Origin of the sequence: Leptospira ognonensis, assembly GCF_004770745.1 — a bacterium.
Classification (GTDB): Bacteria; Spirochaetota; Leptospiria; order Leptospirales; family Leptospiraceae; genus Leptospira_A; species Leptospira_A ognonensis.
This window is the reverse complement of record NZ_RQGD01000020.1, coordinates 109352-123099: the sequence shown is the minus strand read 5'-3', so window position 1 is coordinate 123099 and position 13748 is coordinate 109352. Positions and strand designations below refer to the sequence as shown.

General features: G+C 40.3%; 12 protein-coding genes. 9 read left to right on the top strand and 3 right to left on the bottom strand.

Annotated elements, in window-relative coordinates:
• Genes EHQ58_RS05730 through EHQ58_RS05720 form a run of 3 tightly spaced genes read left to right on the top strand, consistent with a single transcriptional unit; the run spans position 1 to position 4834 of the window.
• Positions 1-2355: a GAF domain-containing protein gene (locus EHQ58_RS05730; protein ID WP_135622915.1), complete on the top strand. Its 2355-nt coding sequence runs from the start codon at positions 1-3 to the stop codon at positions 2353-2355.
• A 19-nt stretch (positions 2356-2374) separates the two neighbouring features.
• Positions 2375-3784, top strand: coding sequence for an MBOAT family O-acyltransferase (locus EHQ58_RS05725; protein WP_135622914.1), 1410 nt, complete (start codon positions 2375-2377; stop codon positions 3782-3784).
• 3 nt (positions 3785-3787) lie between these two features.
• Complete coding sequence (locus EHQ58_RS05720) at positions 3788-4834, top strand: hypothetical protein (protein ID WP_135622913.1); 1047 nt, start codon at positions 3788-3790, stop codon at positions 4832-4834.
• A gap of 2 nt (positions 4835-4836) precedes the next feature.
• Here the strand turns inward: EHQ58_RS05720 and EHQ58_RS05715 are convergent, their stop codons facing one another.
• The 3 genes from EHQ58_RS05715 to EHQ58_RS05705 all read right to left on the bottom strand — a co-directional run bounded on the left by EHQ58_RS05715 (position 4837) and on the right by EHQ58_RS05705 (position 6882).
• Positions 4837-5022, bottom strand: a complete 186-nt coding sequence (locus tag EHQ58_RS05715; protein ID WP_135622912.1) for a hypothetical protein — start codon at positions 5020-5022, stop codon at positions 4837-4839.
• A gap of 13 nt (positions 5023-5035) precedes the next feature.
• Positions 5036-6124, bottom strand: coding sequence for a glutamine-hydrolyzing carbamoyl-phosphate synthase small subunit (gene carA, locus EHQ58_RS05710; RefSeq protein ID WP_135622911.1), 1089 nt, complete (start codon positions 6122-6124; stop codon positions 5036-5038).
• Positions 6125-6312: 188 nt separating this feature from the next.
• Positions 6313-6882, bottom strand: coding sequence for a hypothetical protein (locus EHQ58_RS05705; protein WP_135622910.1), 570 nt, complete (start codon positions 6880-6882; stop codon positions 6313-6315).
• 217 nt (positions 6883-7099) lie between these two features.
• Here EHQ58_RS05705 and EHQ58_RS05700 point away from each other — a divergent pair, with 217 nt between their 5' ends.
• The 6 genes from EHQ58_RS05700 to EHQ58_RS05675 all read left to right on the top strand — a co-directional run bounded on the left by EHQ58_RS05700 (position 7100) and on the right by EHQ58_RS05675 (position 13738).
• On the top strand, positions 7100-8002 hold the full coding sequence (locus EHQ58_RS05700) for a porin OmpL1 (RefSeq protein ID WP_135622909.1): 903 nt from the start codon (positions 7100-7102) through the stop codon (positions 8000-8002).
• Between the two features lie 14 nt (positions 8003-8016).
• Complete coding sequence (locus EHQ58_RS05695; RefSeq protein ID WP_135622908.1) at positions 8017-9654, top strand: hypothetical protein; 1638 nt, start codon at positions 8017-8019, stop codon at positions 9652-9654.
• Between the two features lie 120 nt (positions 9655-9774).
• Complete coding sequence (locus tag EHQ58_RS05690; RefSeq protein ID WP_135622907.1) at positions 9775-11031, top strand: NRAMP family divalent metal transporter; 1257 nt, start codon at positions 9775-9777, stop codon at positions 11029-11031.
• The gene (locus tag EHQ58_RS05685; protein WP_135622906.1) at positions 11032-12408 is read left to right on the top strand and encodes a Na+/H+ antiporter NhaC family protein; all 1377 of its coding nucleotides are present in this window, start codon (positions 11032-11034) and stop codon (positions 12406-12408) included.
• A 105-nt stretch (positions 12409-12513) separates the two neighbouring features.
• Complete coding sequence (locus tag EHQ58_RS05680) at positions 12514-13332, top strand: RNA polymerase subunit sigma-70 (RefSeq protein ID WP_135622905.1); 819 nt, start codon at positions 12514-12516, stop codon at positions 13330-13332.
• Positions 13333-13396: 64 nt separating this feature from the next.
• Positions 13397-13738 carry an STAS domain-containing protein gene (locus EHQ58_RS05675; protein ID WP_002989181.1) on the top strand — a complete coding sequence of 114 codons (342 nt, stop codon included), beginning with the start codon at positions 13397-13399 and terminating at the stop codon, positions 13736-13738.
• Positions 13739-13748 lie beyond the last annotated feature (10 nt).

The window sequence follows — 13748 nt, the reverse complement described above, 5'->3', positions numbered from 1 at the left end:
GTGGGTCTTCTCGATAGAGCCGAGAGCATAAAGAAATCCCCACAATCGGAAAGTCCTTCTGCGCCTAACTTGCCGAAACCAAAATCACTTTTAGAGAAGGCTCAAAAATTTCTCAAAGAAGAGAAAGATGAAGATTGGATTGGTGATTTATCGGATTTACCTGTGGATGAAATTGGAGATGATCTCCCCATTCCTGATGGCGAAATTGAAGTTGATCTTAGTGATCTCGGGGGATACGATCCGGAAGTGGAGACGGAAGGATTTTCAAATCTCAAAGACGAGTTTGGTGAACCAGAAAGTGTAGAAACTCCAGATCATTCCGAGGATGATTTTGATTTTAATGATGTGATGGCTGATACAGAGCCTTTCTCAGATTCAGAAGATTTAATCGATTTTGATGACCAAGAAACTACTCAGGAACCTGAGTTAGAACCTGAGCTTGAACCTGAGCTTGAACCTGAGATTGAACCTGAGCTTGAACCTGAGTTAGAACCTGAGCTTGAACCTGAGTTAGAACCTGAGCTTGAACCTGAGTTAGATCCTGAGTTAGATCCTGAGTTAGATCCTGAGTTAGATCCTGAGTTAGAGCCTGAGTTAGATCCTGAGTTAGAGCCTGAGTTAGATCCTGAGTTAGAGCCTGAGTTAGAGCCTGAGTTAGAGCCTGAAGGCAAAGAAGATGATAGTTTAATAGAAATTGCTTCCGAAGCAGAAAACGAGGAACCGGCGCCTCTACCGGAGGTTGATATCTTTGAAGATTGGGAAAAAGATGCCCATAAGGAATCCGCCAAACAGCCAGTGAGACCGGAGGACGAAGATCCTATACCGCATGACAAAAGTTTTCTTTTTGATGATGAGTCAGATTTCTCTACGGCTCCGATGGGCCAGTATATTGCCTCGAATAAGCGAATCGAAAATTATCACGCAGTCTTCGAAATCACAAAGGAGATATCAGCGTCCAAAGATTTTGCTGATTTTTTTGACAACCTTGTCTTTAGCATCATTGGCCAAGTCGGTTGTTCTTCTGTAGTTATATTAACTTCGACACTTCCAGATGCCGAGCGTTGGGATGCCTTAAATTCGGAGGGTATTGATCTTAAAGATAATTGGTCTTTTTTTACAAATGATGAAGTTTATCAAAGGTTAAGTGAAACCGATACTGTGATTTATGCGGGAGATCTCCTGCAGCGAAGGATCCCCGATAAAGAAAAACAAATTTTAGAAGAGATGGAAGCTGAAATTTTAGTTCCTATAAGACACAAAGAAAAATGCTTTGGTATCATTTCTCTGGGAAGATTAATCAATGGGGAAGAATATATTGTAGATGACCTAGAGTTCGTAAAGGTGATCGGGGATATTGCAGGATCTGTATTTTCTAGAGTTGCCGAGTTTGAAAAATTAACAGAAGAACTTGTGAATGTGAAACAGGTTGTCGAGATTAACGAATCTGTATTAAAATCAGCGCGAGATTTTGCGGGTGTTCGCAAGATGGACGATGCTTATGATCTTCTTGTGGACAATCTTAAGAAAAAATTGGGCGTAAAACAATTTTCCTTACTCGTGTTAGATTCTGAGTCGAGAGAAGATTATATCGTCTTTGGTTCTAATTTTATTTTGCCCGAGAGAGCGCGTGACTTCCGGTTGAGTAAAGACTCGGATATTGTAGGGATGGTGTCCAATGTTGCTGGAGTCTATAAATTAGAGAACTTCAGGGAGGATTCGGAGTTAAAATCTATTTTTTCCAACGATGAACTTGGAATCATGTCTGAGTTCACCATACTTCCCATCATTAACTTAAATTGGCTTGTGGGAATGGTCGTAGTACATGCGACATCGAGTCCTTGGACAGATATGAGTCGAGATATTGCAGTTGCCATCATGGAAACTTCAGCACCAGTACTCGCCAACCTATTAATTTTATCCGAAAAGGAAGCCTTATTTAGAAATCCATTTAATCCACTGGAAACGAAAATTTTATCAGAAATCGAGAAATCTGAAAAGATGAGTCTCAATTTTACCGTTTCTATATTCAAGATTCAGAATGTGGCACGCATCATTCATCTGTTTGGTGCAGGAAAATTTGCTCGATATGCGGACACTTTGCGAAAAACAATCACTGATCATATTAGTGAAAATGATTATTTTACTCGAGTCGGACAAGGTAAATTTGCCATCGTGCTTCATGGGAAAGATAGAGAAGAGACAGAAATCGTAATAAAAAAAATCAAAGCATCTTTTAGCAAGAAAGAAGAATTCTTTAGTTCAACTTTTAAGCCTTCGTATCGAATACTGAGTCTTTCGTATCCGAACGATACAAAAGATAAAAACCAATTTATGGAAATGATCGAAGAAGCATAATTAGCGAAACGATAAGTTTGTGTTATTTAATTCTCTTCCTTTCTTAACAAGTTTCTTACTTTTTTTTTCTTTCTATTGTTTCCTTAGTAAAAAATGGCAAAACGTAGCACTCCTGTTATATGGATTCTATTTTTATTCTTACTGGAATTGGAAGATGAGCTTATTGCTCGTAATTTCCATACTCTTTAATTTTTATATCGGGAAGTTTTTAAGTCAAAGGAAGAAGATAGAGGATCGTAAGCGCATCTTAATTTTTGGAATCGTCCTCAACTTAATCATTCTCGGCTTTTTCAAATACACTTTGTTTCTGGTGGATCTTGTTGTTGATATCGCAAATGTATTCTCTCATTCCATTTCGATCTGGCGACCTGAAATTTTATTACCAGTGGGAATTTCATTTTATACATTTCATAACATTAGTTATTTAGTTGAAATCGCTAAACAGAACATAGCTCCTTCAGATAATCTTGTTACATTCTCAGTTTACGATATATTTTTTCCTTTATTGCTGGCTGGACCAATTGAAAGACCGAATTCTCTCTTACCGCAATTAGAATCAAATCGGAAGATCACAAGAGAAGGAATTTATAAAGGATTTAGCATTTTTCTGTGGGGGATATTCTTAAAAACAGCCATAGCTGATCCACTTGCAAAATTTGTCGACGCTGCATTGAATCAGAGCGGAGCGCTACCTGACGGCATTTTATGGATTGTTGCTCCATCGTTTGCCTTCCAGGTCTATGCTGACTTTTCCGGCTATTCTAATTGTGCGAGAGGCCTTGCTTATGTTATGGGTTTTAATCTCATGAATAATTTTCATCGACCCTTTTTTGCCTCGAGTCCAGTTGAATTTTGGCAACGTTGGCATATTTCCTTATCTAGTTGGTTGAGAGATTATGTTTATATACCATTAGGTGGAAATCGAAAAGGTTTTTTACGACAGAATATAAATATTCTCTTAGTCTGGATTCTCGGTGGGCTTTGGCATGGGGCTACCTATGGATATTTACTCTGGGGTATCTATCTTGGTTTTTGTATTATAGTATATAATGTGATCAAAAAATATTTCCTGGAATCGATTCCGGGAAAATTTAATTTTACTTTAAAAATGATTGGTATATTCTTCACTTTCTTTTCTTTTTCTTTTGGTCTTTTGTTATTTCGAGTACACAATTATAAGGAGTTGATTGCATACTTAAATAATATCTTATCTATTGGAACCTTAACTTCTGACTGGTTTTTTGTTTTTCTTTATTTTCTACCTATACTCATTTTTGATCTCTGGCAAGAACAAATAAAAACCTCGGAAACTGATTGGCAGCTGCATAATAAGCCTATCGTATTTTGGCTTTCATTCAGTATTCTTTTTCTAATTTTTTCACTCATATCACCATTCGCGAAACAGGAATTTTTTTATTTTCAATTTTAATTTATGACAGCGAAATATATTGCCCTTAGCCTACTTTTTATTTTTCTTTCTATGCGTTTGGCATTTGAGCAACTCTGTTATTTCACGGAAGAGACATCCTTTCTGTGGTATTTGAATCTCAAAAAGGAGATTCATGCAAATGCTGAAGTTCTGGTTCTTGGCGACAGTCAAGTGTTAAGTGGTATTACTTCTGAATTAATGAGTAAATTAAATTCACTGGACGCGGGCAAAATTCAATATCGTGTTAGGCCCAGCGAACAACCAGAAGGGATGTTAGATCAATACCTCGAAGTAAAATCTGGTATGCCAAATTTGAAAAAAATTTATTTGAATCTATCACCGATTTCCATTTCACAAAATGCTGTCACTGATGCCCATAAAGAACTTTACTTTGGATTTTCAAAATTTCATTTACACCAATTGACTGAACCAAGCCTCCGCTCCTTTTATTTTCATCATTTTCAAGATTTTTTATGGAAAGTTGTCATTAAATTATTTCCTTTTTTTGGCTTAAATCAGAATTTTTCCTCCCTTTTTGCGATCGCATCTCCATTACCAAAATCAACCGAATTACATGATGCGGATCAGAATCAATTACTTAGAAATCGAAGTTTTGAGATTTTGAAAGAACATTATCAAAATAATCTCTATCTTAACGGTCATTTTAATAATTCTGATCATTGGACCTGGAAAAGTTTTGGCTCAGAAAAAAATAAGGAAGCCTTTCCATCTCTGCCCGAGGGAAGTTCGATTGCCTTTTTAAAAGAGAGAAAAGGCGCTCTAGATGCAATCAGAAGACTGATTGAGATAGCTAAAATTGAAAATATAGAAGTTGTTTGTTTAGATCTTCCTTTTTCTCCAGCATTAGAAAAGGATATGGAAAAATTGAATGTGCGAAGTCGATTGGAAAAAGAAATTCCAAAATTAAAATTTTCTGAAGTGATAAAAATCGAAAGCAGGTCATTGGATGATCCAGAGTTTTTTATTGATTTTACGCATCTCAACGCGAAAGGAAGAGATGCATTAAAATCACACTTGCTAAATAAATAATCCTATTTAATGATCCCTGCTTTCTTGCCAAGGGCATGAAGGTTGATTCCCCAGCCAATTCCAAGGAAATTCTTCGGTGTTAAGATTTCATCAGTCGTTGGATCCCAAACATCTTTTACAAACGCCTCTGTTGATATCTCAGTTGCGTAAGGAATACCCCAAAAATTTTTTTCATCTAAATTCTTCATAAATTAGCTCCCATTAGCTGGATTTGTTTTTTTTAACCATTTCAAAAAATTCTTTAAAATGATACGCTGAATCATGAGGGCCAGGACAGGCCTCTGGGTGGTATTGGACAGCCATAACAGGCAAACCTTTTCTTTTTAGTCCAGCCACTGTATTGTCAAATAGATTAATGCGTGTTACAGGCGTTTCGTCTGTGGAATCGCCCAGAACATGGAAACCATGATTTTGACTTGTAATTTCTATTTTTTTTGTCTCTTCATTACGAACAGGATGGTTGCCGCCACGATGACCAAACTTAAGTTTAGCAGTCTTTCTTCCAAGCGCAAGTCCGATGATTTGATGACCTAAACAAATACCAAATAACGGAAGTCCAGCATCCATAATTTTTTTCGCAGAATCAATAGCATAACTAAGTGGTTCAGGATCGCCTGGGCCATTTGATAAAAAATAAGCATCGAATTTTTCTTTCAGTAAATCTGATGCATTCGTTTCTGCAGGGAATACATTCACATTAAAACCTGCAGCATCAAGAAGTCGTAAAATGTTTGTTTTCACTCCGAAATCGTAGACAGCTAAGTTAAATTTATTAGGCGAATGGTCTCCGAATTTGTATGCTTTATTTGTCGATACAACTTTGGCAAGATCAGCACCTACCATACTTGGTGCAGCTTTTACTTTCTTCAAGAAATCGTCAGAGTATGTTTCTGAAACAAAGATACCAGCTGACATTGCCCCCGAATTACGTATAATTCGCGTTAGTTTCCTAGTATCGATTCCTTCAATGGCGGGCACATTGAATCGAACTAGAAAATTTTTTAATGTTTCTGTGGATTTATAGTTTGATGGCCTTGGTACGTATTCTTTGACGATGAGACCACTAGCATGGATTTTATCTGACTCCATATCCTCAGAACAAATCCCATAATTTCCGATCATAGGGTAAGTCAGATTTATCATCTGCCCTTTGTAAGATGGATCGGTTAAGATTTCTTGGTATCCCGCCATCGATGTGTTAAATACAACTTCGCCGAGCGAGGAAGTTTCTGCACCAAAAGAGGTGCCTTCCATGATTACACCATTTTCTAAGACGAGGAAAGCTTTCATCAAGTTCCATTCCATAGAACCCAGGCAAAAGTGCGAACATAAAGAGAAAAATTAATTCATAAACTTGCCAATTTCTGCCCGAACTGTTAGCTCTGTCCCATGGCCGGAGCGGGTCGCCCACGATCCACTCCCCCCGCCCTGAAAACGGGTGGGGGACTAAGACCCATGCGACATAACCCACCCCTCCCTCATTCCTCCACAAAATACCGCTTCACTCGGTCATACCGGAAATTCCCACGAATCTCCACGGTCTCCATCCTGCTGATTCTCTCGTGGAAGGTTGTAGCTTGCTCTTTCGAAAGGGTAAGGTAGCTTCGTTTTCCATAGGGGGAAGAATAGACAATCTGACCTGAGGTCGGATCGGCTTCTAAGACCTGACCTTGGATCCATTTTGAACCTGCCTGCGAAGGCGAAGGGGCAGAGACTTTGTATCTTGTCCCCACATTGGGTCTGCCCTCACAAAAAAAAGCCCCGTCGCTTTCGACTTTGACAATCGCTTTCCCATCCACTTGAAAGTCCTTGGATTCTTTCCACTTCTCTTCGAGTAGGGCCGTCGTTTCTCTGTCGCAATGGATCTTTTTGGACTGAAAGGTATACTTATCCTCATACTCAAAGTAAGGCGGTTGAGACAATGGAAAGGACCCTAAAAGTTTCCCCGAGTAACGAATCATTTTTGCTTTCGTTCCCGAATGGACCGGCAGGAAAAAAAGAAAAATGAGAAGTAGACTGATTTCGGACAAATTGGCAGATTTTTTCATGGTTTTCCTCAGTTTAAATGCGTAAACAATTGTGCAATGCGTCACAAATGACTTAAAAAACACAAAAATTGCGATTTAATAACATTTTTTAATTTGACAGAAGCATTTCTTATGTCTAAATCTCCTACAATTGTGAGAGCATTTTCCTAACTAATGTTGGGTTGTGTCCACAGGATAAAAAAAATCAGGAAACAAACTCACAAGGAGTAACCATCGAATGTTGAAATCACTTCGCATCGGAATTATGGGGTTCATGTTCGTAGCTGCGGCTGCAAGCCTAAGCGCACAGACAGGACCTCGTTCTTACGTCAATTTTGGTCTCGGGGGCCAATTTGACTTGGCAGGATTGGGCGGAACCATCCTAAAAGACGGTTTAGATTCTTCTAAACCAGTAACGAACTCACAAGGAAACGTAACAGGCGGAACACAACAAGCCATTTATGCTGAAAACACACTTGTAGGACTCAATAAATCTACAAATGGTTTCATTGGCGTGAAAGACAATGGAGCTATGGTTGGTTTAAACCTAAACGTAGGTTATGAAAAGGAAGGCCTTTTCGGTATCAATTCATTATTTTATAGAATTAGCGTAAACCACACAAGCAAGATCGCTGGTGGTTACACTTCTTCTACAGCAGCTGGTTACAAATGGTTAGAACAAGAGTGGAGCTATTCTGCTTGGACAGTTCCTGCTTTTATCGGTATCAAGCTTTTTAATGCGTCTAACGACACAGCAGTCTATGTTGCCGGTGGTGCGAACTACTTTAAAGGCCAATGGGGTGTTGCGGGAACGGTTGACGGCGACACACTAAAAAACCTTTTCCCTGGACTCGCTGGTCCTGGTGGAGCATTTCTTTCTGACGCTCCTACTCCTGGCGTTTACAAAGAAAACATCAAGTTTGGTGCATCTGGTTTCGGTTTAAACTGGTTAGTCGGTGCGCAAACAAAAGTAACAGAAAAAGGACACGTCTTCTTTGAATTAGAAACTATCCTTTCTGGAGCAATGGGAACTGGTGGAACACAATCAGTTGGTGGTGCGAACGCTATCGCTCCTATCGCTGCATACCCTGTAATCGTTGGTGGCCAAACCTACCGCGTTGGTTACAAACTCGAGTTATAATCTAGGAGATATAGATGAAACGTAATATAATTAAATTTACTGGCATCGCCATGATCAGTGCTCTCGCGCTGACTGCTTGCCACCCAGACAGAGTGAAGGAAGAAATAGGCTTAGCAGCGATTCTTTCCCTTACCATCAAGAATGCTGCTTCTGGAAACTGTGCGATCAGCTTAAACCTGGGAACACTGTATTCAGGTGCGATCATGCAAGCAGCTATCAGCAGCACCACAACGTTTACCGAAGCAGAGTTTACACAAGCATCGGGAACATCGATTGGAACAGGTCAGAATTACACGACTTATGCGAGTGTACCATACAATGTAAAGTATGATGCATTTATCAGAGGTGGTGGAACTTACGATTCGACTGCAAGAAATACAGACATCGCCACTGGAAAAGCATCGGTTGACGCAGCCAGTTACTTAGGTATTGCTGCAGCGACATGCTCAGCTGCTGGAACGACTTCGGGTGCAACCCTTCAGGCAATTTTAGACGCACACCTTGCTACCTTTACAACAGCAGAACAAACTTCACTCGGTGCCGTTTTTACTGCGGCTGGCGGGAGTGTAACTGGAGTTAGAACTGCATTTGCCGGTGGATGTGGTGTTATCGCGGGTGCCTTGGCAGCGACTTATACTGCTTTTGGTGGATCTACGGCAACAGCAACGGCTTACCAAGCGAGACAAGCGTATGCGAACGGAACGGGTATCCTTGCTTGTGCAAGAATCCCTCGATCCTCTTGTACTTTTACTGGTCTGACTACGGCTGACCGTGCCGCTGCTTTCACAAGCATCGTAAAAGCATTTGATGCAGTGAACAACAACACAGACTGTAGAAAACCAAATTCAGATTTCTCTAACTCGATGATCCGTGGAGCTTTCACAGGAACACCAAGGAATACGATCATCTCTGGTTTTACAACGCACACTTATGCATTCGTAGTGGCACACCCGACTACAGACGTTGTTACACCAATCTCAGAGGGTTCTACTTTCGGGAATAACAAGATCTTCCCAGAAACCGCGTATCCAGTTTCTCCGGCCCTTAGCAACATTTCCGCAGCGTTCAATGTGGCTTTCCCTTTAACGATCGGAACCACAAAACAAGATGAGAGTTCCATAAAATACTATAAAGCATCGAACATCAACCTATCTCAAGTGGATGCTTGTGAAGGTTTGAGCCTTTCTGGTTATGGTCCGATTTCTGAAATCGCAATCGGAAGCACAAACATTGCGAACAGAAAAGAACTCACGAGCACAAAAGAAATTGCTTACGCATTCTCTGCGGAAAATACGGCAGCTGCTTTGTATGCAACGACTCGAGGAGCAGTCCAAGGAACAGCAACTGCAACTGAATTGGATGCGATTGCGTGTAACAACTCTTTCCGTTCTAAGTATGTGATTTCACAAGCAATTGGTGGGGGAAAACTCCCAGTTCTGAACTCTGCAATCAGCGGTGATGGTGGATCTACTTCAAACCTTACGACTTGTTTGTATGGTGGAACAGCGGCAGGAAGAACCACTTCTGGAAGCCTACTTGCTACGACATCTCTTGCTGGCATCGGAAGCTGCCCTGCAGGCGCGTCTGCTGGTGCTGCCAAATTTGGTGACTCAGGATTAGACAAACTGACAGCTTTCCCAAACAACGAGTAAGATCGACTTTCGACCTTCCGTTTTGGAAAGAAGGCCCCCGCGAGGAAACTCTCGGGGGTTTTTTTATGTCCAAAAAATTTCATTTTCCAAACCTGAGCCTTAACGTTTTTCTGAAATATCATGCCCATTTCCAAAGTTTCCTTTTTTAAATTTTTAGGTCCAGGCCTTATGTACGCCGGTGCCGCTGTAGGAGTTTCTCATCTCGTCCAGTCCACTCGGGCAGGTGCGGTCTACGGCTTCGAGCTGTTAGCTGTCGTTATTTTTGCAAATATCATCAAATATCCATTTTTTGAAATTGGGACCAGGTATACCATCGTCACTGGAAAATCACTTTTAGATGGTTATGAGAACTTGGGTCGCCTCCCGATCTGGATCTTTTTTATCATCTCCGCCGGTACCATGTGTGTGATTGTCTCGACGGTAACGTTGGTTACATCGGGACTTTTAGGAATCATACTCGGCATCCAGGTTGAGCCATGGGTGCTTTGCAGTCTCATCTTATCCTTTTGTTTTTGTTTACTTTTTATCGGAAAGTTTTCCGCATTGGATCGACTGATGAAGTGGATCGTCGTGGGTCTCACACTTTCTACCATCCTTGCTGTAATTTTTTCTTTCGCTGCCCATGTCCCAAAAGTTCCAACTCCAGGAAGGAGTTTTTCCTTGGCAAATGCTGTCGATATTTCCTTTCTCATTGCCTTGATGGGTTGGATGCCCATTCCCATTGAAGCTGCAGTTTGGCAATCGGATTGGACTCTCGCTAAAAAGGAACAAAATGGAGAACTTCCTCCCATGAAATGGGCCATGCTCGATTTTAACATTGGTTACTGGGGGACTACAATCCTTGCCGTCTTCTTTTTGACGTTAGGTGCCAATATGATGTACAATACGGGAAAAGAGTTTTCTGGAAATGCTGCCGTTTTTGCGGGCGAGCTAATCGAACTCTATACTGCTTCGATAGGATCTTGGTCGTATCCCATCATTCTCATTGCTGCCTTTTTTACCATGTTTTCAACCACGCTAACTTGTTTCGATGCCTATCCGCGTGTGGTTACCAATGCCAGTCAAAGGGTTTTTCCTCGTTTAAAGGCCGTTAGTAGTGAAAAATTGTATTGGATTTTGATCCTCGTCGTAGGTATGGGATCAGTCCTGATTCTCGGGTTTTTCTTAACGAGTATGAAAGGACTTGTCGATTTTGCGACAACTGTCTCCTTCTTAAATGCACCGATCCTTGCACTCATCCATCATTTTATTTTATTTGGAAAAGACATTCCCAAAGAGCATCGTCCAGGTCCGTTGATGAATCTACTTTCCTGGGGCGGGATATTATTTCTTTTCGGATTTTCGATCTATTTCTTGCAAATGCGTTTCTTTTCTTAGATGAAACGAAGAGAAAGGGCTTTGGTCCTCCTATCCCTTTCTCCGTTAATTTACCTTTTGATTTTTGTGATCCTATTTCGATTCGTGTTCACCTCGGATCCGTTATATGGATCTCACCAACTGTCTTTGTTTTTGGCAGGATTTGTCGCCTTACTGCAAAGATTTAGAAAACACCACATCCAGAGTCTTTTGAGACAATCTCTTTGGCGAAATTTTTTATCCGTTTTGCCAGCGATGTTGATTTTATTATTTGTGGGAATGCTCATTGGATCATGGGCAAACGCAGGAATTCTTAGCTCCATGATTTTTGTCGGAACGAAAATTTTATTTGCGCCCACCTTTCTTCCGGGAGTAACGATCCTCTGTGGCATTACCGCTGTTATCTCTGGATCTTCTTGGACCACCGCAGGCACGCTCGGTGTGGCACTGATGGGAGTAGGAAATATCTTAGGATTTTCGCCTGAAATCTGCGCCGGTGCCATTGTCTCAGGATGTTATTTCGGTGATAAATTATCTCCTCTTTCTGATACGACAAACCTTGCCTCCTCCCTTACTGGTGTGCCTTTAGGCACACACATTCGCTATATGATGAAAACGACAATTCCAAGCTTTCTTTTATGTTTGATTGCCTATGCTCTTTGGAATTTTTACAATCCTCCTCTTCTCGTGGTGCAAAATGATATTTTAAATCAATTCTTCTCAAGTGAATACTTATCTTTTCAACCATACCATATGGTTCCTGTAATTCTTGTCTTTGGCTCTGCGATGTTCGGCTTAAAAGCTGTCTATTCCCTGAGCCTTGGAATCCTTTCCTCCATGCTTTTCACTTATCTTGGAGGTGCGCCACTAACCGATATGGGAAAATCGCTCCTCTTTGGTTTCTATCCGGAAACTGGAAATCCCAACGTAGATGCCTTACTAGGAGGTGGCGGAATCATTGCCATACTGCCAACGGAAATTCTGATATTAACAGCAGTTTGGTTTGGTGGAATTTTGGAAGGAATGGGTTATCTGTCAGAAATTTTAACTCTGATGAAAAAATGGATTTATGTCAAGTGGGATGTTCTACTTGCAAGTATGGGTTCCAGTTTCATTTTAAATCTAACAACCGCTGATCAATATCTTTCCCTTGTAGTTCCGGCTCGGGCATTTCGTCATTTAGCAGAAGAATATCATATCGATGGGAAGGAAGTGTCCAGATCCTTGGAAGATTCAGGGACTATCACTTCACCTCTCATTCCTTGGAATAGCTGTGGAGCATTTATGGCAACCTCGCTAAAAATATCGACATTTGCCTATTTACCTTATGCCTGGTTTAATTTGTTTCACATTGCGCTTGCTACATCTCTACTCCTCTTTCGAAAATACAAAAAATAGCGATAAGTTCGCCTTACTTCCAAATTAGTTCGCATTTCTTCCGTTAGTAAATGATGGTGTCGGTTAAAGTAGTATGATTTTTTTTGGATTGAGAATGATTAACTCATGTTACCAAAAATATCAGATGAACAAGTTAAAAAGATTATTTTAGAAACTCGGATTTCAGGGAATTTCAGTGAGTTACAATCAGAACTTCCCATTTGGATGGTTGAGAAAACTTCCAAGAAGCGGAAAATGAGCGAGGATGAAAGATCGGAGCTCCTTTTGGCAATTCTTGAAAAGCTAAAAGAGATGTGGAAATTGTCACTTAAGTATGATGCAGAAGTTGTGCTAGGCTTCTTTGTGACCTATGGTTTCAATCTCTTTCGAAATGCTGCCAGAAAATCAAAAAAGTTGGATAGCAATGTAGAATATATTGAGCTTTGGCAGGAGAAAAAATACCACGAAGATACTTTGTTGTTCTTTGAGAAGTATGACCATGAGAATATCCAATTCCAACTAGATTCTATGCCACCAATGGTAGGTTTGGTGCTAGCGCTTCGCTACGATTTACCTATGATCGGTAAGCATAGAAAATCCATGGAATGGCGATTAAAAGAACTCGATAGAAATTATGTTAATTTTGAGCGTATCTATGACAAAAAGAAGGAAAAGCATCTGAAGAAAATAGATACGTATTCGGCTAGAGTCGTACGTTATACTCGACTTTTACTCGATTGTCTAGATAATGAGAAAAGAAGATGGTATCTTAAAAAGAAGAAAGAATGGGCTGTCCTTCGGGACAAAGCACTTAACAAATGTTTTTTTTCTGAGCGCGAGATCTCACTGATCTTAGGGCTTTCCAGAAAGGAAATCAGAAGTTTGATTTCGAAGGGAATTCGACTCCTTTATTTACGCCGGCGAGATTTATTGCGCTCTGCATAAAAATTTGCTTTACAAAGTCGTTTTTTTCGAGCATTTTTACGCCTATACCACCTACCGAAGGGTTATGAAAATCAAAGTTACGAGTAAAAACGACGTGCACATCATTAAAATTGAGGGTGCCATCAAAGCCGGAAATGAATTTGAACTGTCCGAGAAAATTGAACAGTACATCAAGAAAGGCCAAGTTCCTAAATTTATCATTGATTTGAAAAAGGTTCCCTTTATCAATTCAGCTGGATTAGGAACGTTTTTGAATATATATAAGCATATTGATGGTTTAAACGGAAGATTGGTCTTTGCGAATCTAAATTCCGACATCGAAAACCTGATGGAAATCACGAAACTTTCCAGCGTTTTTGAGATTTACAAAACTCTGGAAGAGGCGGAAGACTCTTTCGAATACTAAAACCTATTGG